Below are 26,964 nucleotides of genomic sequence, written 5' to 3'. Positions count from 1 at the left end.
AATGAATGCCCCCTCTAATGGTGGTGTGCAAACGTACCGTTTTGAAGCTACGACTTATGAATTTACTGTAATGGAACCGATGAACTCCGCAAATACATCATTTCCGAACAAAATACCACGTTCGCTCAGACGATAACCGTCCTCGACCGGTTCGATCAATCCCGCATTCAGCATTTTTCCGAGTGGGGCCGTAAACGTATCCTCAAGTGACTGACCGAATTGAGCCTCAAAGCGGGACTTCGAGACACCTTCCAGCATTCTCAAGCCGACCATGAGAAAATCCTCCATCGCTTCGGCCGCCGGAACCTCAAAGCTATCCAGACGCGGCAGTCCGTTACGGGTAGCCTCCACATAAGGATTAATGCCCTTAATGTTCATATGACGCTCTCTGCCAACATATCCGTGCGCCCCAGCGCCAAGACCATAATAGTCCTCATTACGCCAGTAGGTCATATTGTGTTTGCTTCCCAAACCTGGTTTCGCAAAATTGCTGATCTCGTACTGCTCGTAGCCCGCCTCTTTCATGCGACGCATCAGGAGCAAATACATCTCCAGCTCGTCGTCCTCATGTGGAAGTGGAAGCTGATTTTTCTGGTACAGCGTGTGGAATAAGGTGTTCTCTTCAACCTTCAAGCTATAGATGGAGTAATGAGGAAGCCCCAGCTCCAGTGCCCGGCTGACGCTTTCATGCAGCATTTCTACAGTCTGATTCGGTAAACCGAACATCAGGTCAATCGACAGATTGTCCAATCCGACCTTACGTGCATTTTCCAGACTACGATAAACGTCATCTGTATTATGAATACGACCAATGCCCGTAAGCAATTCATTTTGAAAAGCCTGTACGCCGAAGCTGAGTCGGTTCACGCCACCTTCTTTCATTACTGTGAGTTTTTCAAAATCAGTTGTGCCCGGATTGGCCTCCATGGAAAACTCAATATCATCCGACCAGTTCGGGAAGTAGGTACGAACGCTTTTCAGGAAATATTCCATTTCCTTCGGATTCAGCGTTGTTGGTGTTCCGCCCCCGACAAAAATGGTTTTAATCTCATCTGGCGGGTGAAGGCGAACTGTATGCTCCATTTCCCGTTCCAGTGCATACAGGTATTCCATAACAGGCTGATCCTTAAGCACGTAAGAGTTGAAATCACAGTAAAAGCACTTATTCGTGCAAAATGGTATATGCAGATAAACCGCTTGAGGCGCGGATGAATATTCATGTTTGTGTATGGATGCGGTCATACCGATCCTCCTTGTCAATGTTGAGGTGAGGTGAAAAAAGGGCGGTTGAGATGGAAGGTCGCTCCGTGTATGGATCATTCTTCTGATCGCTGTTACTCCGGATTTTTTCATTGTAAATAAACCTTAAAGGTTAAAATCCGGGTGTAGATTACGCTTTCGATGAAAGCTTTCCTTTCGAAAGCTTTCAGGCAAATGCTTTGCTTCTTCAGAACGATTCCATCCACTACGCTGCTGCCCGCCGCCGTCAGTCAGCCATTTTTTTAGGGACTTGATCGGACCCTCCGTCTCTGGATAGCTTGCTCAAATAAAGAACGTCCATTCTTTCATGAACGGCAAATGGCCACATGAAAGAATGGACGAATACCGCTTGGGAACAAGCGGACCGCAGTAATTTAGGTACATCACAGAATGTGTACCTAAATTACTACGGGGTCATACTGTTGTTACTTATTCGTATTCAATTCATACTCACGTTCTGTGATGTACCAAATTGAATACGGTGCTGCTTGTGTCAAGCAGCTTTACTCATCTATTTTCAGTACCGCCATAAATGCTTCCTGTGGTACTTCTACGTTACCGACCTGCTTCATGCGCTTCTTGCCTTCTTTTTGCTTTTCAAGCAGCTTCCTTTTACGGGAAATATCGCCGCCGTAGCATTTAGCCAAGACGTTTTTACGCATAGCCTTAACGGTTTCACGCGCTACAACCTTTGTTCCGACAGATGCCTGTATTGGCACCTCAAACATTTGGCGTGGGATCAGCTCACGCAGCTTCTCGCAAATGATACGTCCGCGATGGTAAGCGCGATCTCTGTGAACGATGAACGACAACGCATCGACCTGTTCGCCGTTCAACAGAATATCCATTTTTACCAGATTAGACTGGCGATAGCCTGAAATCTCGTAGTCGAAGGAGGCGTAGCCTTTGGTGCTGGATTTAAGCTGGTCAAAGAAATCGTACACGATTTCGGACAGCGGAATCTGGTACGTAATCGTTACCCGTGTCGTATCCAGATATTCCATATTCACATACTCGCCGCGCTTGGTCTGGCAAAGCTCCATAACCGTACCTACGTAATCATTAGGCACGATAATGCCTGCCTTCACGTATGGCTCTTCCACATGCTCAATTCGTCCGATTTCCGGGTAATTCGAAGGGTTATCGATCTGGATCGTTTCACCATTCGTCAGCTTAATACGGTAAATAACGCTTGGCGCCGTTGTAATCAGCGGGATGTTAAATTCGCGTTCAATCCGTTCCTGAATAACGTCCATATGAAGCAGACCAAGGAACCCGCAACGGAACCCAAAGCCCAATGCGCTTGATGTTTCCGGCTCAAAGCTGAGCGAAGCATCATTCAGTTGCAGCTTTTCGAGCGCTTCACGTAGATCGTTGTACTCAGATGTTTCAATCGGATATAGCCCGCAATATACCATCGGATTAATTTTCCGATAGCCTGGCATCGGTTCTGGTGTTGGATTTTTGGCATCCGTCACCGTATCCCCGACACGTGTATCACCCACATGCTTGATACCAGCAACGATAAAACCGACATCACCGATGTTCAGTTCGTCCACGATGCTCATACGTGGCATAAAGGCTCCTACCTCGATAACCTCAAACGTTTTATCGGTCGCCATCATTTTAATTTTGGAACCTGCCTTGATGCTGCCATCTACGACACGGACATATACGATAACGCCTTTATATGGATCATAATGCGAATCGAAAATAAGCGCCTTCAGCGGATTGTTCGGATTTCCTTGCGGAGCCGGGACGCTTCTAACCACCTGTTCCAAAATTTCCTTGATACCGATTCCAGCTTTGGCCGATGCGTGCACAGTCTCGCTCGTATCCAGGCCGATAACATCCTCGATTTCCTGCTTCACACGTTCAGGATCAGCACTTGGCAAATCAATTTTGTTGAGCACCGGCAGAATCTCCAAATTGTTGTCCAACGCCAAATATACGTTAGCCAATGTCTGCGCTTCAATGCCCTGTGCAGCATCTACAACCAGCAGAGCACCTTCGCAGGCCGCCAAACTGCGGGAAACCTCATACGTAAAATCGACGTGTCCAGGTGTATCAATCAAATTCAAAATGTACTCTTCGCCGTCATCGGCCTTATAAGTGAGTCGCACTGCCTGGAGCTTGATTGTAATCCCGCGCTCCCGTTCCAGATCCATCTGATCAAGCACTTGCTCCTGCATTTCACGGGATGTGAGTGCACCGGTGTATTCCAAAATCCGGTCAGCCAGCGTGGATTTACCGTGGTCTATATGTGCAATGATACTAAAGTTCCGAATTTTACGTTGTCTTGCCAAAATGTCAGTCATGCCTTACCCCCACACAATGCCTAGTGTCAATCAGCTTATTATAGCAGTTGTATGGGGGGTCAGCAATATTTCTATTCCGTCACTCCGTCAAAAACAGACACAACCCAGCGAATACCCTGTCTCGACAGGTTTTGCAGCAGTCCGGCCGTTTTGTCTGCCATGGTATCCACCGAGGCTTGCTCTGCCTTGACCGCCAACAGTTCACGCGGTGTCTCCAGGCCCTGTGAATTGGCACCCTGTGCAGTTGAATACCATTGAGGGGTCTCGCCAGTAGTTTGGGCCTTACTTCGTTCTTTTGCATCAGCTTCGCTCGCAACGGCTCCTGTTCCCGACTCCATTACGACGTTGCCATTTCCGTTATACGCACGGGTATAAGTACGAACATCCGCTGCCGGTGTGTCTTCAATAAGCGTCTGCTCATATCCGACTTTCTGCTGAACCCCGCTTTGAACCGGGTCCCCAGCCCACTCTGGTCCATATACAGAGCGTAAGCCAGAGCCTGCCAACTGCATGCCGAGCAGAACTCCCGCCCCCATCAGAAGTACAAATCCAAGCGCTTTTTTACGAAAATGTCCGGACATTGCATTTCCTCCTTTCCGCCGCCTCAATTAATTGCCACCGTTGCTCTTTTTCGTATCGGATACGTTAGTACCCGCTTTCTGGGCTTTCTGATCCTCCCAGTACACCTCTCCAATCATATCTGCCAGAACGTCAGAGGTACGTTCCAATTCTTCCTCTGTATTATCAACCCCACCAATTTCGATCAAAATACTATGAGAGGACAAGCTCTGATTGTACTCACCGTTGTTGCCTTTACCACCATCCTTCCCCCATACCCCACGGGAAACGCCGTGATACGACTTTTCCAGCTTCTCATGAATACGAGCGGCGAAAGCTTCATTTTTGCGCCAGTTTTTGTTGTCATGGCCGATAATAAAATACACCTTGGCATATGAAAGTCCGTTTATCGTTGCTGTTGTTTTGCCGTGACGTTGAGAATCTCTGTGGATATCAAGCAGATAGGTTAGGCTTTTATTTCCAGCCAACGCTTCCTTGACTGTTTCACGCGAATATTTATAGGAATAATTCCAATTGTAATTTTGAACGGTTTTGGCATAGTCCTTGTTCACATGCAAAGTAGCTATCCCTTGTTTCTCCAATCTCTTTTTTACAAAATCTCCTACTCTCGACACATTGGCTGATTTTGAGCCAGAATTGGGATTGGAGGTGGTTTTACTGAGCAAAGGGTTATATGCCTCTCTCGGGTGAGAATGGTAGATTAATATACGCTTGGCACCTTTGACTGCTGTATCACTCGGATCATCCTCTTGCGCAGGGTCCGTTTCTGGCGTTGTCGGAAGATTTGGCGTTGTAGAACTATTGTTCGGTGGGTCTGCAGCAGCATCAGGGCCGCCGGGAGCATCCGTTGTTCCCTGATCGGGTTGATAATCCGTAGGTGCCTCCACCTTGTTGTTCCCTGAGCCCTTGCGCAGCAAGACAGGCGTACCCGCAGACATACCAGGAATTTCACGAGCAATGAGACTTTTGGGGTCCTGTGGATTAAAACCTGTAAGCATTTGGAAAATAAAAGGAGACCATTGCTCACCCGACAACGAAGATTGTTGCTTCTTCTGTGCCAAATGAGGTACTTCCATGCCGAGCATGTCCGCAAAAAAACCACTGGAAACCGAACCTGCAAATCCTTTCATCGAAGACACCGGAGACGTTTGCAAACGATTTTCCGCCAGGCCTCCAAGCCCCAATACAACAAATAAAAGCGCCGAGCCCATAATAAGCAGCACAAGCGTATGTCCCATAGCCAAAATTTCAAGGCCCTTTCTTCTCCATCTTCCGACGTTCCAGGTTTGAATTTTTTTCATGTGGGTCTTGTCCTCCTTCGTCCCGTCGAAGCCCGCCTCATATTCAGAACCTATAGGTTCCAGTCAGCAGCGGAAATCTCTTATACTTCAACTCTATGAACGGAGAACAATTGCTAGAACACAAAAATCTCCACCCGCAGGTAAATCCCACCCCTTATTGCAAGAGATAGGATACCTGATAGATAGAGAATTTTGTGTTTAAAATATGCTTTTACTAACCCTCATTAATGTGTATAAGCGGCGACATTGCCGGGATCGACGGCTTCATGCAGGGCGGCGTTCAATCCAGTGGCAATAATATTTGCAATATCTTCTATAAATTCATCAATCTCCTTGGGGGTCACAATCAGATCATGTCCCAGCGGCTGAAGTACCTCTCTCACCAATCCCAGTCTCTCTGGCTCTGAAATAACATCCAGCATCCCCAGTATTGCTTTCGTAGAAGCCTTTTCCTTGGCAAAATGTGTTTTCATCAGTTCAATTACATTATTAACGATGGTCGAAGCGTAGCAAACGGTTGGAACGCCGATGGCAATACACGGGACACCCATAATATCCTTGGTGATGCCGCGCCGTTTGTTACCAATACCTGAGCCCGGATGAATCCCGATATCTGCCACTTGAATGGTCGTATTGACGCGCTCCAATGAACGTGACGCCAGAGCGTCAATGGCAATAATCAGTTCTGGCTTCGTGCGATCAACGATACCCTGAACAATTTCACTCGACTCGATCCCCGTTAGGCCAAGAACTCCCGGTGCAATCGCACTCACATCCCGATAACCAGGATTGACTTGATCAGGCGTCAGTTCAAAAAATTGACGAGTCACCATCAAATTTTCAACGACAAGCGGACCTAGTGAATCGGGAGTGACATTCCAGTTGCCCAGACCTACCACAAGTACGCGTGCCTTACTGGAGATCCCTATTTTTTGTATAAATTGCTCCATCTCCTTCGCAAATGCAATGGCTACCCGTTGCTGGAGCCCGGTATCACCTTCACGTAAGCCGGGCACTTCCAGCGTGACGTAATGCCCCTGAACCCGTCCAATACGGTTAGCACCCTCTTCATTCAGCACATCCAGACGCGTGATTTTAATACCGTTATCTTCCTCCACGTCCTCGTTGATGCCCGCCAGCGGCATTGGCTGATCCCGTTCCGCCAGTTCTCTTGCCTCCAGCGCCAAATCCGTACGTACCGCATACTTCTGCAAATCCAAATCCATCATTTACGCCTCCTTTTATACCATCTCAGGTTATAGTGTGCGAGACACCCAGCAGGTTTATGCACATCCATTTTCATCCTGTATTCTACCCAAGCCCGGAATGTTTTCTTATTGCAATTTGAGGTGTGGCGTGCTAAAATATTTTAAGTTGTGAAACGTTTGTGTTCATAAGTAATGCCTTTACAGGAGGTGAATGTAATGCCAAACATCAAATCCGCTATCAAACGCGTTAAAACAAGCGATAAACGCCGTGCGTTGAACGCTTCTCAAAAATCCGCGCTTCGTACAGCAGTAAAAGCTGCCGATACAGCGTTGGTGAATAACGAAGCTGAAAATGCTGCTGCTGCTTTCAAAGTAGCTTCCCAAAAGCTGGACAAGGCTGTAACTAAAGGTCTGATCCACAAAAATGCAGCTGCTCGCAAGAAATCCCGCTTGGCGAAAAAACTTAACGCTCTTACAGCTCAAGCGTAAGCAAGAGCTACTTTTATACGTTAATGAAAAAATCCTGACCAGCCAAGGCTGATCAGGATTTTTTAGTTCACCACGCTTGAACTCTACGTTACACTAGTTAACCTTTCATTAAAACGCTCGGCAAACGGGCTGGATTAGACCGAAGCCCCCGCGCCCATTTTCAGCAAAAACATCTCCAGCCCCAGCACCTTGTCAACAATCCCGGTTTTCATACGGTAATCCAGCTCGCCTAAGTCGTAGAGAAGCTGTCGCAGCTGCTCAGGACGGAATCTCCGAGCCTGCTCACCGGCAACTTTCACCCCATATGGATGCAAACTAAGCTGACTTGCAATTTGCTGCTGGGAATAGCTTTGACCCATCAGTTCCTTGACCTGCAACATAATACGGAACTGTCGTGTGACCAAAGCTGCAATCTTGATCGGTTCCTCTTTTTGCTTAAGCAACTCATAAAAAATACTAAGCGCCTGATCCAGCCGCAAATTAGCCAAATCCTCGACCATCGCAAACACATTTTGTTCCGTACTACGAGGCACAAGCGATTCAATATCTGCAGTAGAGATGGTACCCTGCGCTCCCGCATACAGGCACAGCTTGTCTATCTCGGCAGCCAGTGATTGCAGCCCGGTCCCCGTATATTGAATGAGACTTTCAGCAGCTCCCGCCGCCAATTGGACTTCTCTTTCCGCTGCACGCTTATGAATCCATGCCACCAGATCATCTCCACCCAACGGAGTGAAGGCAATAACCGAGGCGTCACTTTTCAGCCTTTTAACAATCTTTTTCCGTTCATCCAGCTTTTCAGCCTGAACCGTAAAAATGATAATGCTATAGTCAGCCGGATTATCCATATAAGTCAGCAACGCTTCAATGCGGTGCTCCATCTTACCGCCATCCTTGCCTGCCGAAAATACACTGGTGTCCCGTACAATAATCAGCTTTTTTGGCACCAAAAAAGGCGCAGTCTCGGCTTCCTCCACGACTACCTCAATCGGCGTCTCGGTCAGATCGTAGGGAATAATGGCAAAGTCACGATGCTCCTCTTCCACCACTTTTTCCTTAAGCATATCGACAAACTGCTTCATTTGATATTTTTCGCTGCCGTAAAGCAAATACACTGGCGAAATATCGCCTTTGCGAATAGCCTTAGCGGCTGTTTTTGCATCCATTCACCGTACCCCCCATTCATTGATCGTACCCGACATCTGGTCGGAAGGCAAGTCATTATACAAACGAAAGGACCCTGCCAATAGGCAAGATCCCTTCACCACCATCTATATCAACACGGAAGCAGAAAGCTCTAGAAACTTTCGGCCGTCGGGATACGACGTCGGTTCATACAATCTATTCTTTGCTTTTAAAAATGTGCCATCTTCATAGCAATTATTTGCCGGAACTACGCGGAACGGTATACGTATATTTACTTGCTGTACCATCCTGCTCCGTCTCATATATGAAGGTTTGGCTGTCTTCTGACCAGCTTCCTTTGACCCATGCGCCCTTCAGGGTACGTACTTCCAGCGTTGTCCGGTCTACACCATTTTCAGAAAGCTTATATACTTTCAGCTTTTTGCCCTCAATAACCACCGCATAGCTGCCATCAGGTGAATTAAGCTGATCTGTAGATGTCGCTTGGGCGCTAAAGGTGGAAGGATTACTGCTGTCCGGAGAGATCATCAAATTCGATGAAAGTCCTTCATTGCGTACCGGGTTTTGCGACACGGAGGGCTGTTGATCATTAGAAGCTGTATTGCTGCCCATATCCCCCGTCGTAGTCCCCAAATCCTTGGTAACCCCTTTGGAGGTCGTGTCTTTCGACGTATCATTTGAAACAATCCGATTCTGCATCATCATATCCTGATTGGCAGACGATGACGAATCATTAGTAGCCGTGCTGTTGTCATTACTGTCTTCAGTAGTGTCCGTACCCGCTATAGGTGCTTTTTCTACTTTTGGTTCTCCTTGCTGTTCAGGGGCAGTCGTTTGTTGCTCGGATTTTCCCTGCTTTAACTGTTTGTCATCGGACTTAGGAGCATCCGCAGCAGAATCTTGCCCGGCAGATTTTTCTTTTGTCGTCTGTCGATCCTGATGGGAAGGATGCCCTGCTGGCGTATGCTTCGTTGAATCTTGTTCACCCGTCCGTGGATCTTCATTTTGTGCAGCATTCTGTTTGGAAGGGTTCTTTTCAGCATCCGCACTGTTCACATCCAGTTTGCTCGGATCAGATTGCTCCCCTGTGAATGGCTGGGTTACGTTCGCTCCCTGATCCTGCTCTAACGGCTGCTTGGTCGAATCGGAGCCAATAGCTGCATCGCTGCCTCCGCTTCCATTCACCGTACTTGGAACTTCTGTCTGTTCCTGCTGACTCATCACTCCAGGCGATTGGGAATTAAGCAAGCCATCCGCATCCTGCACCGTTTTCGGTTCAAAATTGAATATCACAATGCCCAGTACGACAGCAGCGGCAGCAACGCCCATCGCGGCCCGCCCGCTCATCCGGTTCCACCAAGGAATAGGCTGGGTGCGCTGTCTTGGCCCCGGTCCAGGATCGGCAGCTACAGGCTGCATCTCCTGAAGCGCGCTTCCCTGCTCCTCACGTGCGCGGTCAATGGCATCTAGCTGAGGCATGATGGAATCCACCAGGCTGAACGCCGGGGAAACCGCAGGCAATTCCTCCAGCTCGCGGGAGAGCGTCTGAAGAATATGAAATTTTTCCGCACAGTCCGGGCAAGTCGCAATATGGTTCATTAATTGGGACGTCTCTTCTTCGCCCAGCTCATGATCCACATAACGCTGCATCCAATCCATCACCTCTTCCCCACACTTCATCCTGATACACCACCTTTCTGATATTCCTGAAGTAGCCCTTGCAATTGCTGTCTTGCACGATACAAGTATGACTTGACCGTATTAAGCGGCAAATCCAGAGAGTCGGCAATCTCGTTATAAGAGAAATCCTGTAGATATCTCAATACGATCACCGTCCGGTGGTGCTCTGGAAGCTGCTGTATAGCCTCACGAACATCCTGTGCCAAGTAAGATGTCAGGACCTCGGCCTCCACATTTTGGGGATCGTTGAATATCATGTCGTGCTCGTCAATGGAAACCGAGGGCTTCGTCCTCCTGAATTTATCGATACATATGTTCGTTACAATACGTTGAACCCAGGTTTTGAACTGCGCCTTTTCCTCATAAGAGTTAATTTTGGAATAAATCCGTATGAGAGCTTCTTGTGAAGCATCCATGGCGTCCTGTTCATTGTTTAAAATGTAATACGCCGTACGATACACATGCTGTTCTATCTCTCTTAATAGGGTAATGAGAGCGTCGCGATCGCCCGATTGAGCGGCTCGAATGAGTCCCTGCTCTACCACAAAGGATCCCCCTCTCCCTGCAATATTACAGACGTTTCCCCTTAGCAAATTGTTGCAGGATAGACGTCTGACGATAATTTTATTTTTTATAGTGTAAAAAATGTTACCAAAAAGCCCATATTCCCCATTATAGCCTCCCTTAGAATAACAGAAAAAGGGAAGGTCGTCATCTTCCCTTAGCCCTTACTCCCATAAATCTGCTGGAATCTGTCGAATTGAACCTGCATATTGTTACTTCTTGGAAATCAGGAAATCCGATATGAGTTCTAACTGGTAATTCAGGGCAATCGGGTCCTGAAAATAAAAGTCGTCAATCGAATACTGATATACTTTCCCTGCTTTAACAGCAGGAAGGTTTTTCCACACACTTTTAGATTCAATATCTTTCCCCTGATTTACTCCATCTCCCCTAATCCCCAGCATCAGGTAATCGGCATCGCCCAGCATCTCCGGTAAAGCCTCCATCGAAATACTGGCCCAGCCCTGTTCGAACGCCGCCTTTTCTACCTTCGCCGGGGCATGAAGCCCCAACTCATCGTAAAGTACGGCTCCTCCCCGTCCGTAGGACTTGCCATAGAGATATAATTCTTTGCCCGTTATCTCAAAAATAGCAATTTTTTTATCTGATTCAATAACATCAGACAAAGCCCGTTTCTTCTCAGCAATCCTGGACGCAAAATCAGCCAGGCATTTCTTCGCTTCCTGCTCCTTGTTCAACACTTTGCCCAATTCCATCAAGCGGTCCTTATAATTATATGTACCATATGGAATAAATACAGTAGGAGCTATTTTTTTCAGATTTTCATAAGCTTTCTCATCATAGGTAATGATCAGATCCGGATTCAGGGTGGTCACCTTTTCAAGGGACAGTGCGGAGCTATTACCGATATTTTCAACACCATTTAAGTATTTTTTATAGTATGGAGCATCAAATACAGTGTCTGGAGCCCCTACAGGTGTAATCCCAAGTGCAAGAACATCGCCTACATAGTCATCGACCGCTACAACGACACGCTGTGGATGTTCAGGAATAGTGACTGTACCTTTATCGCTTTCATATGTACGTGTGGCAGCTGCATCACCAGTAGACGCAGTTTTGGAATCAGCCGTTGTCCCATTATCCGTTGCCATTCCTCCTCCATTCGTAGCGCATGCGCTCAGTACCAGCATTAATGAAATAACCAACAGGCAAGCCGAAATTCGGAATTTTAAATTGTTCACAATTGTCCTCCCATTAATAATGATTCTCATTTTCAATACTTATTAGATTCTATCAAAGCTCAATAGGTTATGTCCATGCAGGTTGGGTTAAAATCAAAAAGCCCACTCCTTAGAGTGAGCATATCTTTAGTATTTTTCCTGGATCGCTCTCAAGCTTACTGATCCAAAGTGCTCAAGTTGCGAGCAGGCTGCCACAGTGCCTGCTTGCTTGTATTTGAGAATTTTTCAAACTCCTCATTTTTTGTGCCGCACACTCAATCTGCCTTGGTGCGCACGGATTTGCACCTCTCCCATCGTATCTGTCCGATATATAGCAGAATCAACTGCCGATAAACGACCCAATACCGCTTCATTTGGATGCCCATACGTGTTGCTCGCTCCGACTGAAATGACGGATACCTTCGGTCGCCAGTAGGATAACCATTCTTCCGAGGTGGAATGCTTGCTACCGTGATGTGCTATTTTCATGACGTCTACCACTCGCCTTACAGCTACCGTTTCCTCTTTTGCTTCGGTATGGGAAGGAGAATGAGCTAACTCCAAGAGCAACAACGATTCTGCTGCATCATCCATATCTCCTGTGAACAAAAAGGAAGCCCCCTCCATCTCCAAAATCATTGCAACGGAATAATGATTTTGCTCCTTCATAACGGGCAAACCGGTTTCGTCCTCCTGTAACGGAAGTGGATGAATAAAGCTGATTTTCGTACCCTGATCCGGTCTCCACTCCATACCATAATACGCACCGTACAGCTTGACCTGCTTGTTTACTGCCGTATTGAACAGCTTGCGGAAAGGTGCCTTGTCTGTCAGGGTGCCGTTAAAAACCAAGGACGATACCGGAATCTGGTCCAGCACGGCCTGCAATCCCCCGGCGTGGTCATGATCTCCATGCGTTAAAATGACAGCATCCAGCCGATGTACACCGCGCTGCTTCAACAAGGGTACAATCGTATCCTCACCTACCTCGTAGGGGTCTTTTCGCTTACGCCAAGCATTTTTTCCTGTTGTAAAATCCATCGTGCCCCCACCATCCACCAAAATGTGTTTACCATTCGGCGTTGTAATCAAAATGCTGTCGCCTTGGCCCACATCCAGATATTGAACCATGCCGGTATTCCCATCACCTGGAGTTATATAACCTATACACAGAATGCCAAGCCAGGCAATACCGCTTAAAGCAAGCGCCAAATGACTATAACCATTCCACTGTCTACGTGCAAATTTGCCTGCTCCTTCAGGCTCACGCTCCGTCTTCAATATAGCTGCCCACTCCGCAGATGCCGCTAATCCTGTATGTATGGGTGATGGCATGGGAACGGATGTGCACAAACTTGCAAATTCTTCTGTTCGCCTTCGAGATATCATCCATGTTTTGAGCCAGTACAGAATACTGTACAAAGCAGCATAATATGCTATGACCCACAGAATAGAGGAAGATGGCCAAATACTCACATAAGCGTCATCCATGTTCATCCATTTTACAAGCCAAAAGGTCAGCTCGTTCAGTTGTTCTGCTGGCCACGCAAGGATACGTCCCCCGTCCTCCCATAGAAAGGCGATTCCCATCGCCACCGTACCCAGTGGAAGCACGACATACGTAATGAGTGGAACAAGCACAAAATTAGCCGCAAACGATAGCAGCGAAAACTGATTAAAGTAGAAGACTGTCATCGGAAACGAAACAAGCTGTGCTGTGATCGTAATCGCAATTTCGCCGCCAATCAGAAGAGGCCATTTGGCGAAAAACGGCTTCATCAGCGGCATATAAATGAGCAGCCCGGCTGTTACCAGAAAAGAAAGCTGAAAACTGACACTAAGTAGGTAATAAGGATTCCAAAGCAGCATCAATAACGCAGACACACTTAAAATGCTAAGTCCGTCCTTGAGCATTCCCCGTCTGGCTGCAAACAGGCCGATCATAGCCATAATTCCAGCCCTCACAACAGAGGGAGAAGCACCTGTGAGCAATACATAAGCCGGAATAAGCACCATCACGACCGTAAGAGACGTCTCGCGACTCACTCGCAATAGCTTGAGTAAATACAGTAGCGTAGCTGCATATACCGCCACATGCATACCGGATATCGCTAAAATATGCGTTAATCCAAGCTGCGTAAATTCGTTATACGTTGCCGGGTCCAGCTCATCCGTAACTCCTAGTACAAGTCCTTTCATGTATCCTGCGTGATGAAGAGAACCAAATGCTGATTCCATCCGTTGGCCTAATTGCTCCCTAAGCTGATCATTCCACCTGAACAAGGTGTAACGGTTCCACTGCGAAGCTTGCTGCTTCTGTAGCGAAGCGGCCCCATTCCCTTTGAAAAGCCAGTGAATCTCCTGTGTATGCAGGTATTCATTGTAATCAAAGCCGCCAAAGTTCCCCGCTTTTGCAGGAGCCTTTAAGCTGCCACGCAGTTGAATTACATCTCCACGATGCCATCCTGCCGCCAGTTGCTGTTCCTGCTCGACAGCCAGCTTGATGTGTACGATAACCTGTTCAGAAATAGCTTCGCTCTTTCCAACCCCGCCCTGAAAAGTGTCACTTTGAGAATCACTTCCCATATTGCTTATTGCAGTAACCCTCATCTCAAACTGTGCCCGGTCACCGTCTACCTGCACCTCGGAAGCGATAAATCCTGAAGCTTGAACAGGCATATCTTCCAGCTTGGAAACCGATACATGAAGGGCATCGGGAATGTGGCTCACATTATGGGTATCATGCCAAGCCCAATGGAATCCACCTCCGCTCAAGGCAAGCCATAATAACACCACATGCCGGACGGGAATCTTCATCAGTAGAGCCATAAGAGGAAAGATCAACGTGACACCCGCCCAGAGCAACAGAAGCATACGTCCGGAATACAAACAAGCTCCTGCACTTCCCGTAATCCAGCATACAGTAAGGGTCAAGATAGGTCTGCTTAAAACAAGTTTGGCTTGAATACAACCACCTCCCGATAGCAGAATATTGCTCTGTGTCCATACCGCAAAACAAAAAAGAACCCCTGACAAAATAGCATTCGTCAGAGGTTCTTCCTCGGTTACTCTTAAATTCATCAAGTCTTAATTCATACATTTTAATTCATAACATCCATCAGCGTTTCTTTCGGTGGATGATAGTTATCCAGCATACGGAAGGCAATCCCTTTTTGCTCCATCATGCCACGAACCTTGTCGGCATCCTTTGGGTAAGGTCGGTGGTATACGATCTCCACAATGCCGCTGTTCGCCAGCATGTTGGCACACGTCCAGCACGGCTGGTCGGTCACATATACTGAGGACCCCTCACGATCAATGCGGTCGGTGAACAGCAGCAAGTTCTGCTCCGCATGAATCGTGCGGATACAGCGCTGCTTCTTAATCATTTCCTCCCGCCCCTCGCGATGGACGACCTCGTATTCCTCCGAAATCATACAGCCTGCCTCAGAGCAGTCGGGTACCCCGGATGGTGCACCATTATAGGCTGTGCCCAAAAGCTTTTTGCCTTGTACAAGTACGGCTCCAACATGACGTCGCGAGCAGCGCGAACGGGTGGATACCATATAAGCGATATCCATAAAATAGGTGTCCCAGTCCTTGCGTACATCTGCACTCATATCCATCTCTCCCGTAAAAACAAGTTACAACGTAAATATATCCGCTTAGCTATTCTGATAGCCTGCACATCGTCCACTTATGTAATTATAAGCTGACATAAGGCTTCATTTTCGCTAACATTTTCGCGCCAATGCCCTTCACATGATCCAAATCGCTCACACGTCTGAACGGCCCGTGCTGATTACGATAGTTTAGGATCGCTTCGGCCTTTTTAGCCCCAACCCCTGGCAGTTCCATTAACTCGGCAGCAGTCGCCGTATTAATATTCACCTTTTTTTCACCGGAAGCGGATGAAGCAACCGAATCGCCTGCTGTATTCGACCTGTTCGTCGTAGCATTCGAGCTTTCAACGCCAGAAACGGGACTAGAATCCATCACCTCAGACTGCTTTATCGTACTGGAGCTTTCGCTCCTATCGACTGATGCACCAGCAGAATCCTGTATAGCATCACGCTTCACATGGCCAGTTCCTTTCCCGTCCGAGCTACGTTCAGCTTTGCCTGAGGCTTCGGTTACAGCACGCTTTCCTTGAGTCTGGCCGCTATTGATCTGCGACTCATTTTGCTCCGGCTCTACCGCTAGAGCCTGCTCCACCTTACGATTAAGCACCTGCCACTCTTCTTCTGGCTCTGGACGCTGCCCACCAGCAAACAGAATAAGCCCACTGCCGATTAGGGAAAGCACTATTGCCGTTCCAGTCCATACGCGGTTCATTTCCATTTTGTCCCCTTCTCCACATAGATTTTAGGGAAAGTGAGCCACTCAATACAGCGTCTCAATCGAACAGAGCAAGCCTGTCCTATTCCCGTTAACCGGAGGATGTAAACAACCTCCATACGGTCTCGCTGTGAGCCATTTTCCAAAGAGAGGTACGACCTAGGGCACAATCTAACATGCTCAGACATAAAATTCGTCATGTCGGCCAAGACCGGGTGCATACACTAAGAAGAATGACAGCGTCTATACCGCAAAGTATGAAAGGAGGACGTTGAACGATGAAAGTTGGATTTATCGGGACTGGCAGCATGGGAAGTCTGCTGATTGAATCTTTTATTCATTCCAACGCACTTAAACCACAGCAAATATCAGCAAGCAATCGAACGTATTCCAAGGTAGCCGAGCTGGCCCGTCGTTATCCAGGATTGAATGCAGCCCAAAGCAACCGTGAGACGGCAGCGGATAGCGATATCCTGTTTATCTGCGTGAAGCCGCTGGAATCAAAAGCCGTAACGGATGAAATACGCAACGCCATTACAGAAGAGCAAATCGTCGTTTCTATTACAAGTCCGGTACAGATACGCATCTTGGAGCATTCACTGAAAGCCAAAGTGTCCAAAATTATTCCTAGCATTACCCACCAGGTAGGCAGCGGAGCCTCACTATGCATCCATGGCAGCCGGATTACAGAGGAGGATCGCTCCCTTCTGGAAGAGCTAATGTCCCACATTAGCAGGCCGATTCGGGTTAAGGAATCCCATACGCGTATTACGTCGGATTTTTCCAGCTGTGGCCCTGCTTTCCTGGCCTTTTTTATGGATCAGTGGATTCATGCTGCGGTTCAGGCCACGGGTATAGACCGTACGGAGCTATGTGCCCTTGCTGGTGAAATGATTATTGGCACAGGTAAGCTGCTTACAGAGGGCGGAATGACACCAGCCGAGTTGCAGGCGAGGGTAGCAGTTCCCGGAGGTATTACCGCTGAAGCCCTCGCACTGCTGGACATCAGCCTGCACAGCGTCTTTCCAGAGCTGATACAGGCCACGCACAACAAGTACGAGGAGGACATGAAAAAGATAGATGCCTCCTTTGGCTTAAAGCCGATTAACCCGCAACAATATTGACCAGTTTGCCCGGTACTGCAATCACCTTGCGGACCGATTTACCGGCAAGCGCCTGCTGAACGTTGTCCAGCGATAGAGCGAACGCCTCCATCGCTTTGGTGTCAAGGTCCTTGGCTATCGTCGCACGCTGCACGATTTTACCGTTCACCTGCACCACAATTTCCACTTCGGCATCCACCGTCCATGCTTCATCATAAGCAGGCCAAGCCGCGTAAGTAATGCTTTCGTTGTGTCCCAGCAACTGCCACAGTTCCTCGGCCAAATGCGGTGCAAGCGGCGACAGCATCTGCACGAAGTTTTCCATTGCTGCACGCGGCAGACGGTCTGCTTTGTATGCATCGTTGGTGAAAATCATCAGTTGGCTGATCGCCGTATTGAAGCGCAGCGCATCCAGATCCTCGGTTACTTTTTTAAGCGTTTTATGCCAGGTCCGATTGAGCTCATCACTGCCGCCTTCATTTGTAATTTTATCGTTCAGGCTACCATCCTCGGAAACGAACAGACGCCATACACGGGACAGAAAACGATGCGCTCCCTCAACCCCGTTTTCGCTCCATGGCTTAGTCGCCTCCAGTGGCCCCATAAACATCTCATAAATACGCAACGTATCAGCGCCAAATGTATTCACAATATCGTCAGGGTTGATGACATTACCGCGTGATTTACTCATTTTTTCATTATTGTTGCCTAGAATCATACCCTGGTTGACCAGTTTGTAGAAAGGCTCTTTTGTTTCTACAACGCCGATATCATACAGCACCTTGTGCCAGAAACGGGCATACAGCAAGTGAAGAACCGCATGTTCCGCACCACCGATGTACAGATCCACAGGCAACCATTCACGCTGCTTCTCCTTGGATACAGGCTCTTTATCATTGTGCGGATCAATATAGCGCAGGTAATACCAGCAGCTTCCCGCCCATTGTGGCATGGTGTTTGTCTCGCGTCGTGCTTTCAAGCCCGTCTCGGGATCAATAGTTTCTACCCAATCCGTCGCATTCGCCAACGGGGACTCCCCTGTGCCTGAAGGCTTGATGTTATCCATTTCCGGCAGTACGAGCGGCAACTGATCCTCGGGAACTGTTTTGATCGTTCCATCTTCCAGATGAATCACCGGAATCGGCTCGCCCCAATAGCGTTGACGGCTGAACAGCCAGTCGCGCAAGCGGTACGTCACTTTTCCTTGCCCCTTACCCTCGGCTTCCAACCATTCAATCATCTTCGGAATGGCTTCCTCATTCGTAAGTCCATTCAGCGGACCTGAATTGACGTGCGGACCATCCTCGGTGTATGGCTCTTTAGCCACGTCTCCACCTTGGACAACCTCAATGATATTCAGCCCGAATTGCTTCGCAAATTCCCAGTCACGTGTGTCGTGACCTGGTACAGCCATGATCGCGCCTGTTCCGTAGCCAGCCAGCACATAGTCGGCGATCCAGATCGGCAGCTTTTCACCGTTCACTGGATTCACTGCATAAGCGCCTGTGAAGACACCCGTTTTATCCTTTGCCAAATCCGTGCGCTCCAGATCGCTTTTACGGGCAGCTTGTTCACGGTATTGATTTACGGCAGCCTTTTGCTCAGGTGTAGTGATAACATCCACCAATTCCTGCTCAGGAGCCAGCACACAGTAGCTTGCGCCGAACAGCGTATCCGGGCGGGTTGTAAATACCGTCAATTGCTTGTCATGGCCTTCAATTGGAAAATGAACCTCTGCCCCGGTAGACTTGCCAATCCAGTTCCGCTGCATATCCTTAATGCTTTCGGACCAATCCAGCTCCTCCAAATCGTCCAGCAGACGATCCGCATATTCCGTAATTTTCAGCATCCATTGACGCATTGGTTTGCGGATAACCGGATGACCGCCACGCTCACTCTTGCCGTCAATAACTTCTTCATTGGCCAGCACCGTTCCCAATGCAGGACACCAGTTCACAGGCACTTCAGCTACATAAGCAAGACCGCGCTTGTACAGCTGGATGAAAATCCACTGTGTCCATTTGTAATAATCGGGGTCTGTTGTGCTGATTTCACGATCCCAGTCGTATGAAAAGCCAAGCGATTTGATTTGACGGCGGAAGTTATTCACATTTTTCACCGTAATTTCACGTGGATGCTCTCCCGTATCCAGCGCATGCTGCTCGGCAGGCAGACCGAAGGCGTCCCAACCCATCGGATGCAGTACGTTGTAGCCGCGCATTCTTTTATAGCGTGAAACAATATCCGTTGCCGTGTAGCCTTCCGGGTGGCCTACATGCAGACCAGCTCCTGACGGGTACGGGAACATATCCAAAGCATAAAACTTCGGCTTACCCGGCTCTTCCCCGGTACGGAACGTTTTGTTCTCATCCCAATATTTCTGCCATTTTGGTTCAATACTTTGCGGTTGATAGCCGTGCTTCGGCTGTGTGTCTGTCATTATCAATTCCTCCTCAAACGGTATGCAACAAAAAAACCTCTGCATCCCGTAGCGTGTCAGCGCTAGGGACGAGAGGTTATATTCCCGTGGTACCACCCTAGTTAGCAGAAAGCGTTCTTCGCCTTCTACTCCCTTTGCACCTGATAACGGAGGTGATCCGATGCGGGTTAATAACAGGGTACAAGCACCTGTATAGGGCATTCCTGCGTTGGGCGCATATCTCCGAGGCGAGTTCACTTTGCACTGTCAACCGGCTTGCACCATCCGCCGGCTCTCTACATGTCCAGACAAAACTACTATTCCTCATCAGCGATTGTTTAACCGTTAATAATGGCACTATTATATTGAAAACCGCGAAAAAAGTCAAATAAGGACTACATTTGGTGCTAAACACCATCATTCGTTTGCTACATGACACACGGAGGCAAATGTTTTATAATTAGCTCCGAGCCAGATTGAGATGAGATGAGTTGAGAAAGGTGAGCTGAGACATGGCACAAATTAAAATTTACGGAATAAAAGAAGCCCTGAATCCGATCAAGGAGCAACTTTCAGATGTGATTCATTCCGCTGTGGTGGATGCGTTCCAATATCCCCCCGACAAAAGGTTTCATCGTTTTTTCCCTATGAATCAGGAAGACTTCGTATTTGCCCACGATCGCTCGGAGGCATACACCATTATTGAAATTAGTGTGTTTGAAGGCAGAACAACAGAGGCTAAAAAGCACCTCATCCAGCTGCTATTCCAAAAAATTAACGATTTAGGCATTGCTCCGCACGATCTTGAAATTACTATATTCGAGACACCGAAACAGAATTGGGGCATTCGGGGTGTACCCGGTGATGAACTTCAACTGAACTATAAAGTAAATATATAATTTGAATCTCTTATGCAAAAAGACGCCTTTCATGTCATCATGAAAAGCGTCTTTCTTTTTCCTATATTAGCCTGATAAAGCTTCATTATTTTACAGCAACATAAAATAGTCTTGCTGCATCATCTACTGCTTCCACCCATTCAAAGTCCGCATATACCTTCACATCGCGAAAACCGGCTTTGGACAGTTCCGTCTTCATCCAGTCCGGGTCATAGGCACGTTGCACATGAATTTCCTCGAACCGCTGGTATACATCGCGCCCTTCATTTTCTGCTCTCGCAAAAATGCTGAGATGATGCTCAATTTCAGAGCGTGGAGCATCCAACGCACAAGTCCAGATATATGAAATGGAGCGCTCATCCAGTACAAAGGGCTGCTCTTCATCATAACGCACAAACGTCTGGGGATGATGTACATCGAACAGAAAGGTTCCGCCAGGCTTAAGACCGGCATACGTTCTGCGAAAAGTAGCAGCAATGTCCTCTTCCTCCAGCAAATAATTCAGACAATCGCAAAAAGAAATGACAGAATCCACAGGCTCCGGTAAATTCCATTCCCGCATATCCTGCTCTATCCAGCGAATGCTCCCCTCACGGAACAAACGCTGGCCTTGCGTAGTTGTTTCCATTTTGCGACGGGCTACCGCCAGCATATCTGAAGACAAATCGATGCCAGCCACCTCGAAGCCCGAGTTGACCAGTGGAATCGTAATGGAGCCCGTCCCACAGCCCAGCTCTGCCACCGTATGCGGCATACCATGCTGATCCCAGGCCTGCCGAGCAAAACGCAGCCAGTCCGGGTACGGCATGTCCTGCATCAGCTCATCATACACATAGGCAAACTTCCGGTAAGAAGCCATTTTTTATTCCCCATTCCCGTCCTTCGGTTCAGGCATTTTCTCCACCAAGTAGGTCCAATTTTCCTTTTGTGTAACCAGTCCTTCCTTCATCAGCTTGCCCATCGCACGCTTGAAGGCGGATTTACTGATACCGAACCGTTGCTTAATAATATCCGGCGGCGTTGCGTCGGAATATGGCATACCGCCACCCGGGCGCTCTTTCAGAAAGGCAATGAGTCGATCCGCATCCTCATCACGGCCCACTTCCTTGCGCGGCGACATCGCCAGATTCACCCGACCGTCTTCACGAACCAGCGTGACCCGTACCTTCACCTCTTCACCCAAACGAAGCATCCGGTTGCGTTCCGAGGAATGAATCATGCCAATCGCGCCAAAACCAAGCACGCCACCGTCCACCAGGACAAACGTACCCATCTGGAGCGGCTTGTACACCGTCGCCTGCACCCACGTATTGAGCCATGAATCAGGTGCATGGAAGGACAATGGAGCCAGTTCCTGCTCACCCGCCAGCTTAGCCCGCAACCTGCCCTGCTTATCATGCTCCATAATAGCATAGACGTAGTCACCCACCTGAGGGTGCAAATCCCGGTTCTCAGGCAACTCACGAATCGGCAGCAGCAATTGACGCCCCAATCCCATTTCCAAAAAACAACCCAGACGCGGATGCACATCCGCCACCTGAAGCTTGGCCAGTTCACCCAGCGAGAGGAACGGCTTTTTCATAGTAGCGGCCAAACGGTCCTCTGTATCGTGAAAAATAAATACTTCCAGCCGTTCTCCAACCTCGATCTCACGTGTCAGCTCGGTATAATGAAGCAACACATCCTGATCTCCGACTGTGAGAAAATAACCGAAAGGGGATACCTCACGATCTACCATAATCGTGACATAAGTACCAGCAATCAGATTCATACCTTCTCCACAACCTTAGCGTCCGACCAAAGTCTTTCAATGTTATAATATTCACGCTCGTCGCGATGGAAGACATGCACTACGACATCTCCCAAGTCCATCAGAACCCAGCGACCCGAATCCATTCCTTCGATCCCTTTGATTGTTGTACCTTCATCATGAGCGCGTTTGCGAATTTCCGTCACAATCGCCTGTACCTGAGTATCCGAATTACCGTGGCAGATTACAAAATAATCCGCGACAAGGGATACGCCCCGCAAGTCAAGGGCTACAATATTCATGGCCTTCTTATCTTCAGCGGCCTCAACCGTAATTTGCATTAATTTCTCATTAGTTATGGTCATTCATGAACCTCCGATTTTCTTTGTTTAAGTTGTTGGATCAGATCATTTCGCGACAGTACCGTCAACGGAAAAATAACCTTTTGCTTCTCCAGCAGCAGTGAAATCGTGGAATCAAATCCAGCGACAAGACCCTGCTCCAAACTTTTTTTCGCCTGTTTGCGGATATGATCTACCCCAGGGAAATCTCTTCCCGGCTCGATATAATCAGCGAGACACACGACTTTGTCTAGCAAACTCATGCCTACACGTCCTGAGGTATGCCAGCGAATGGCATTCCGTATTTCAGAGTCTTCCACCCCGTAGTCTCTCGCTGCAACGCAATATCCTACCTCAGAATGCCACAGTTGCTTGTCATGCTGCAACAGCTCTTGGTCACATTCGGGATGACTGCGAATCACTTCCTCCATCTGCTGAACGGGCCAATATTTCGCTACATCATGCAAAATAGCCGCTAATTCGGCCTTATCCGGGTCCGCGCCATACCGCTTGGCAAGCTTCACGGAGGTATGCATGACACCTAGTGTGTGCTTCCAGCGTTTTTCAGGCATTTGACCAGATACGGCCTCCATCAATTGCTCACGGCTGTACTTCATACAAACCGCCCCTTGTAATGTAATCATGCACACGATCAGGCACAAGATAGCGAATGGTGCGCCCTTCCGCAACACGTTCCCGAATATCCGTCGAGGAAATATCCACCACCGGCATATCCGCCAGCAGCACCTTGTTATGCAAATAATGCGGCAGTTCATTCAGCGAAAGCTGGAAACCGGGACGCCGGACACCGATAAAACAAATCCGCTGCGCCAGCTCCTCAATCCCCTGCCAATGAGGTAAGTAATTCACCATATCCGCGCCAATGATAAAATAAAAATCAACAGCAGGATGCAGTTCCTGAAGCTTTTTGATCGTGTCAATAGTATAAGATACCCCGCCGCGAAGCACTTCAATATCCAACACTTCAAAAGCAGGATGGCCCGCCACCGCTTCACTCGTCATCTCCAGCCGCTCCGTGCCGCTCGCCCCCGCCTGATGCTTGTGCGGAGGGATATGGGAAGGCATGAACCATACATGGTCCAGCGCATAGGCATCCCTTGCCGCTTCTCCAGCCAGCAGATGTCCAATATGAATCGGGTCAAATGTACCGCCCATAATACCGATTTTCATAGTTTTCTCCCCGCTTGCTTATCCTCTAGGCAGTTCGATTTGCTTGTTATCACGGGATTCCTTGTACAAAATAATCGTGCTCCCGATGAGCTGCACAAGCTCGGAACCTGTTTCCGTAGCCAGCTCTTCCGCAATTTCATGCTTGTCATCCAAACAGTTGTTCAAAATCTGCACCTTCATTAGCTCGCGCTTTTCAATCGCATCGTTAATGTGGCGCATAAGATGCTCGTTCGTACCGTTTTTTCCTACTTGAAAAACCGGGTCCAGATGATGTGCCATCGAGCGCAAATACCTTTTTTGTTTACCTGTTAACATGTATAATTAACTCCTTCATAACCACATATGCCATGCGGCAATTCCATAATTTTAATGTAAAATCCGACTTACGACAGGCTTCTCAGCACCGCCGCTCTCATTTCGTCTACAGCAGGAGCTACGCCCATAAAATACTCAAAAGCCACCGCTCCCTGATACACGAACATACCCAAGCCTCCATGCACTGTGCAGCCGCGCTGTTCACGGCTTTCGCGTAAAAATCTCGTTTCCAGCGGGTTGTAGATCAAATCACTCACAATGATTCCTTGCGGAATCAGACTCGTTTCCAGTGGAAGCTCATCGGATAGAGGAGACATTCCTACCGAGGTCGTATTGATCAGCACATCCACCGCTGCAAGCACGCTCTCCGCTTCATCGTTAGAATAACCCGTCACAGGGATTGCTTCCGTCGTCCACTCCAATGCCAGTTGCTCTGCCTTATCGCGTGTCCGATTCAGAATAATGACTGATTCGGGCTGTTCCTCCAGTAAAGCATGAATCACACCTCTGGCAGCACCACCAGCTCCGAGGACTGCAATTTTTGTGCCTTTCAACTTAACCGAAGTCTCTTCTTTGAGCGAGCGTACGTAGCCGATCCCGTCCGTATTGTAACCCTTGAGCCGTCCGTTGTCGTTCACAATCGTGTTAACAGCGCCGATGAGTCTGGCTCCTTCATCAATCTCATCCAAATATTTCATAACTTCAACTTTATGAGGAATCGTCACATTGACTCCGCGGAAATGCAGAGCACGAATCCCCTTCATGGCGTCCTCCAGCTGATCAGGCTTGACGTGAAGAGGAACAAAATCCCCCTCTATCCCCGCTGCCTTTAAAGCTACTTTATGCATGAGAGGCGATTTGGAGTGCTTGATCGGATCACCCAATACGCCCAATAATACAAGACCTTGTTCGGTCACTCCAGACTCCCCGCTGCTCATCGTCGTTCTCCCCCATATTGCAAAATATTAGGCCTCACAAATACATGAACGGCGGCAGGAACCTGAATCTGTTCCTTGCCGCCCTATCACATGGTTCAACATCCCTAAATCAACGAAGGCCGTAGAAGGACACGGATTCCCTTAGGAGCATGAACCGCTACCAAAGCCCCGTTCTCACTATTGACCCTGATCCATCCCAAACCAGAGATATAAATATCCGATTGAGATTTACGGGGAACGCGGAACTCATGTCTTGTCCATTCCGGCATCTCTGCCAACTGATCACGTGTCGGCGGTGACAGCAGTTCTCCGGCATGATCTTCGAACAGTTGATCCGCCCGCTCCAGCTTGGTGCGATGAATTTTAAGGCCGCCATTGATGTAGCATGTGAACGATTGGTGTTGCCCCTCTACAAAATCAAACCGTGCCATCCCACCGAAAAACAGCGTTTGTCCAGGATCTAGCTGATAAGCAGCTGGTTTCAGCGGCTTGTCCGGCATAATAGCGCCCAAATCCTGCCGGGACACGATTTCACTGAAACGCCAAGGATACACAATCCCCGGTGTATCAATAATATGCTTGCCGTCGTCAAGCGGAATATTCACCATATCCAGCGTCGTTCCCGGGTAACGGGATGTTGTTAACTCCTGCTCCATATCGCTATGATCACGGATCAAGCGGTTAATGAGCGTGGATTTACCAACATTTGTTGCACCGACCACATACACATCCCGATTGCCGCGCAACTCGGATACTACATCCAGCAGACGATCAAAGCCTTGATTTTTTTTGGCCGAGCACAGAACGATATCTGCCGTGCGAAGTCCTTGCTCCTTAGCCTGCTTTTGCACCCAGTTGAGGACCTTGTTCCAGTTCGTTACCTTAGGCAACAAATCCGTCTTGTTCACAGCCAGTACAACCGGATTAGATCCTACGAAACGTTGCAAGCCGGAGATCAGACTGCCTTCAAAGTCGAAAATGTCCACAATGTGGATGACGAGTGCGTCCTTGTCCCCAATTTGGCTGAGCAGTTTCAGGAACTCATCCTGATCCACAGCTACCGAAGACGTTTCATTATAATTTTTAATCCGGAAACAACGCTGACAGATGACAGGCTCGCGTGTAAGCAATTTTTCAGGAATATATCCCGGAAGCTCCGGGCTAGTGGTCTGCATCGTGATACCGCACCCACTACATTTGACGGCAGTTCCGCCGTCAGGTCTTTCAGTCATTCTTCTTTTCCTCCTCAAGCCATAAGCCTTTCTTACGTAACCTTGTGAGCGCAATTCGCTCCAACCGCCGATTAAAGCGGGTCATGATTCCTTCATCATGGATGGATATGGGCAGCACCAGCACCGTGTGCAATCCCAGTCGGTTACCACCCAATACATCCGTCAACATTTGGTCCCCGACCATAATAGTCTCTTCCGGGGTAAGTCCCATCATACGGATGGCTCTGCGGAAGGACGAGTTGGAGGGCTTCCGTGCGGCATGTATAAATTCAATGTCCAAAGGCGTAGCGAACACAGATACACGTGCCATATTATTGTTGGACACGATGACAAGCTTAAAACCCGCCTGTTTGACCTTTTCAAACCAGGCCACCAGTTCGGGAGTCGCATTCGGAGCTTTTGCACCAACCAGCGTATTATCCAGATCCGTAATAATGCCGCGATATCCTTGAGCATGCAATCCTTCAAGATCAATATCAAAGACGGTATTCACCCGCAATTTGGGCATCAGCATTTCAAACAACGTCGGTCACCTCAGTTTCATACGACAAACTATACCATATTAATAGGGGTTAGTAAAAAGCTATCCACAACAAACGGACAGCTTTTTACAGAGCATATGATGAAGATTATAAATCGGCAGCTTTCGAGCCGAGTAAAAACGGTTTAGCCTTCGTCCTTCTAATCCGACACGGTTTTTCGTTCGCTTCAT

26 protein-coding genes and 1 other annotated feature are annotated in these 26,964 nt (G+C 48.3%); of the genes, 3 read left to right on the top strand and 23 right to left on the bottom strand.

The window, feature by feature from the left end; genetic code table 11:
- Positions 1 to 54: 54 nt before the first annotated feature.
- The 5 genes from hemW to gpr form a co-directional block, all read right to left on the bottom strand.
- Complete coding sequence (gene hemW / locus C1I60_RS11635) at positions 55 to 1,242, bottom strand: radical SAM family heme chaperone HemW (protein WP_137061855.1); 1,188 nt, start codon at positions 1,240 to 1,242, stop codon at positions 55 to 57.
- Between the two features lie 521 nt (positions 1,243 to 1,763).
- Entirely contained in the window at positions 1,764 to 3,578 is a 1,815-nt protein-coding gene (gene lepA / locus C1I60_RS11630; RefSeq protein WP_137061854.1) for a translation elongation factor 4, read from the bottom strand.
- Positions 3,579 to 3,649: 71 nt separating this feature from the next.
- Entirely contained in the window at positions 3,650 to 4,159 is a 510-nt protein-coding gene (locus C1I60_RS11625) for a hypothetical protein (RefSeq protein WP_137061853.1), read from the bottom strand.
- Between the two features lie 27 nt (positions 4,160 to 4,186).
- A complete protein-coding gene (locus C1I60_RS11620; RefSeq protein WP_137061852.1) occupies positions 4,187 to 5,458 on the bottom strand; it encodes a stage II sporulation protein P in 1,272 nt (423 codons plus the stop codon).
- A 224-nt stretch (positions 5,459 to 5,682) separates the two neighbouring features.
- Positions 5,683 to 6,684 (bottom strand): GPR endopeptidase, encoded by a 1,002-nt coding sequence (gene gpr / locus C1I60_RS11615; RefSeq protein ID WP_137061851.1) that lies wholly within the window; start codon positions 6,682 to 6,684, stop codon positions 5,683 to 5,685.
- 198 nt (positions 6,685 to 6,882) lie between these two features.
- On the opposite strand from gpr, the gene rpsT reads away from it, so the two are divergent.
- Positions 6,883 to 7,155 (top strand): 30S ribosomal protein S20, encoded by a 273-nt coding sequence (gene rpsT, locus C1I60_RS11610; protein ID WP_137061850.1) that lies wholly within the window; start codon positions 6,883 to 6,885, stop codon positions 7,153 to 7,155.
- 134 nt (positions 7,156 to 7,289) lie between these two features.
- Here the strand turns inward: rpsT and holA are convergent, their stop codons facing one another.
- The 7 genes from holA to C1I60_RS11575 all read right to left on the bottom strand — a co-directional run bounded on the left by holA (position 7,290) and on the right by C1I60_RS11575 (position 16,061).
- Positions 7,290 to 8,321 (bottom strand): DNA polymerase III subunit delta, encoded by a 1,032-nt coding sequence (gene holA, locus C1I60_RS11605; protein ID WP_137061849.1) that lies wholly within the window; start codon positions 8,319 to 8,321, stop codon positions 7,290 to 7,292.
- Between the two features lie 214 nt (positions 8,322 to 8,535).
- Entirely contained in the window at positions 8,536 to 9,981 is a 1,446-nt protein-coding gene (locus C1I60_RS11600) for an anti-sigma factor (RefSeq protein ID WP_137061848.1), read from the bottom strand.
- Positions 9,978 to 10,526: an RNA polymerase sigma factor gene (locus C1I60_RS11595; protein ID WP_014282534.1), complete on the bottom strand. Its 549-nt coding sequence runs from the start codon at positions 10,524 to 10,526 to the stop codon at positions 9,978 to 9,980. Before C1I60_RS11595 ends, C1I60_RS11600 begins: the two co-directional genes overlap by 4 nt.
- A 231-nt stretch (positions 10,527 to 10,757) precedes the next feature.
- On the bottom strand, positions 10,758 to 11,747 hold the full coding sequence (locus C1I60_RS11590; RefSeq protein ID WP_137061847.1) for an iron-hydroxamate ABC transporter substrate-binding protein: 990 nt from the start codon (positions 11,745 to 11,747) through the stop codon (positions 10,758 to 10,760).
- 234 nt (positions 11,748 to 11,981) lie between these two features.
- Complete coding sequence (locus C1I60_RS11585; protein WP_252361710.1) at positions 11,982 to 14,600, bottom strand: ComEC/Rec2 family competence protein; 2,619 nt, start codon at positions 14,598 to 14,600, stop codon at positions 11,982 to 11,984.
- Between the two features lie 227 nt (positions 14,601 to 14,827).
- A complete protein-coding gene (locus C1I60_RS11580) occupies positions 14,828 to 15,346 on the bottom strand; it encodes a deoxycytidylate deaminase (protein WP_137061846.1) in 519 nt (172 codons plus the stop codon).
- 85 nt (positions 15,347 to 15,431) lie between these two features.
- A complete protein-coding gene (locus C1I60_RS11575; protein WP_137061845.1) occupies positions 15,432 to 16,061 on the bottom strand; it encodes a ComEA family DNA-binding protein in 630 nt (209 codons plus the stop codon).
- Between the two features lie 281 nt (positions 16,062 to 16,342).
- On the opposite strand from C1I60_RS11575, the gene comER reads away from it, so the two are divergent.
- Positions 16,343 to 17,188: a late competence protein ComER gene (gene comER / locus C1I60_RS11570; RefSeq protein ID WP_137061844.1), complete on the top strand. Its 846-nt coding sequence runs from the start codon at positions 16,343 to 16,345 to the stop codon at positions 17,186 to 17,188.
- Here comER and leuS read toward each other — a convergent pair.
- Positions 17,169 to 19,607 carry a leucine--tRNA ligase gene (gene leuS, locus C1I60_RS11565; RefSeq protein ID WP_137061843.1) on the bottom strand — a complete coding sequence of 813 codons (2,439 nt, stop codon included), beginning with the start codon at positions 19,605 to 19,607 and terminating at the stop codon, positions 17,169 to 17,171. The genes comER and leuS overlap by 20 nt on opposite strands.
- 61 nt (positions 19,608 to 19,668) lie before the next feature.
- Positions 19,669 to 19,926 (bottom strand) — a binding site (T-box leader).
- 172 nt (positions 19,927 to 20,098) lie between these two features.
- Between leuS and C1I60_RS11560 the strand changes: the two genes are divergently transcribed.
- Entirely contained in the window at positions 20,099 to 20,485 is a 387-nt protein-coding gene (locus C1I60_RS11560) for a tautomerase family protein (protein WP_137061842.1), read from the top strand.
- An 85-nt stretch (positions 20,486 to 20,570) separates the two neighbouring features.
- On the opposite strand, the gene C1I60_RS11555 is transcribed toward C1I60_RS11560, so the two are convergent.
- The 10 genes from C1I60_RS11555 to C1I60_RS26160 all read right to left on the bottom strand — a co-directional run bounded on the left by C1I60_RS11555 (position 20,571) and on the right by C1I60_RS26160 (position 26,964).
- Positions 20,571 to 21,344 carry a class I SAM-dependent DNA methyltransferase gene (locus C1I60_RS11555; protein ID WP_137061841.1) on the bottom strand — a complete coding sequence of 258 codons (774 nt, stop codon included), beginning with the start codon at positions 21,342 to 21,344 and terminating at the stop codon, positions 20,571 to 20,573.
- Positions 21,345 to 21,347: 3 nt separating this feature from the next.
- Entirely contained in the window at positions 21,348 to 22,256 is a 909-nt protein-coding gene (locus C1I60_RS11550; protein WP_014282544.1) for a CvfB family protein, read from the bottom strand.
- Positions 22,253 to 22,600, bottom strand: coding sequence for a ribosome silencing factor (gene rsfS, locus C1I60_RS11545; protein ID WP_025682016.1), 348 nt, complete (start codon positions 22,598 to 22,600; stop codon positions 22,253 to 22,255). The genes C1I60_RS11550 and rsfS overlap by 4 nt, the downstream gene beginning before the upstream one ends.
- The gene (gene yqeK / locus C1I60_RS11540) at positions 22,597 to 23,193 is read right to left on the bottom strand and encodes a bis(5'-nucleosyl)-tetraphosphatase (symmetrical) YqeK (protein ID WP_137061840.1); all 597 of its coding nucleotides are present in this window, start codon (positions 23,191 to 23,193) and stop codon (positions 22,597 to 22,599) included. Before yqeK ends, rsfS begins: the two co-directional genes overlap by 4 nt.
- Entirely contained in the window at positions 23,177 to 23,767 is a 591-nt protein-coding gene (nadD, locus tag C1I60_RS11535) for a nicotinate-nucleotide adenylyltransferase (protein WP_137061839.1), read from the bottom strand. The genes yqeK and nadD overlap by 17 nt, the downstream gene beginning before the upstream one ends.
- Before the next feature lie 18 nt (positions 23,768 to 23,785).
- On the bottom strand, positions 23,786 to 24,082 hold the full coding sequence (gene yhbY, locus C1I60_RS11530) for a ribosome assembly RNA-binding protein YhbY (RefSeq protein WP_014282548.1): 297 nt from the start codon (positions 24,080 to 24,082) through the stop codon (positions 23,786 to 23,788).
- Positions 24,083 to 24,150: 68 nt separating this feature from the next.
- Positions 24,151 to 25,020 (bottom strand): shikimate dehydrogenase, encoded by an 870-nt coding sequence (gene aroE / locus C1I60_RS11525; protein ID WP_137061838.1) that lies wholly within the window; start codon positions 25,018 to 25,020, stop codon positions 24,151 to 24,153.
- Positions 25,021 to 25,124: 104 nt separating this feature from the next.
- The gene (gene yqeH / locus C1I60_RS11520) at positions 25,125 to 26,252 is read right to left on the bottom strand and encodes a ribosome biogenesis GTPase YqeH (RefSeq protein ID WP_137061837.1); all 1,128 of its coding nucleotides are present in this window, start codon (positions 26,250 to 26,252) and stop codon (positions 25,125 to 25,127) included.
- Positions 26,245 to 26,775 carry a YqeG family HAD IIIA-type phosphatase gene (locus tag C1I60_RS11515; protein WP_137061836.1) on the bottom strand — a complete coding sequence of 177 codons (531 nt, stop codon included), beginning with the start codon at positions 26,773 to 26,775 and terminating at the stop codon, positions 26,245 to 26,247. Before C1I60_RS11515 ends, yqeH begins: the two co-directional genes overlap by 8 nt.
- A 60-nt stretch (positions 26,776 to 26,835) precedes the next feature.
- Positions 26,836 to 26,964 carry a hypothetical protein gene (locus C1I60_RS26160; protein ID WP_289306516.1) on the bottom strand — a complete coding sequence of 43 codons (129 nt, stop codon included), beginning with the start codon at positions 26,962 to 26,964 and terminating at the stop codon, positions 26,836 to 26,838.

The sequence above is a fragment of the Paenibacillus terrae genome (genome assembly GCF_005217525.1).
GTDB classification, from domain to species: Bacteria; Bacillota; Bacilli; order Paenibacillales; family Paenibacillaceae; genus Paenibacillus; species Paenibacillus terrae_C.
Note: the sequence above shows the minus strand (reverse complement) of the source record. Positions and strands in the feature narration are given on the sequence as shown.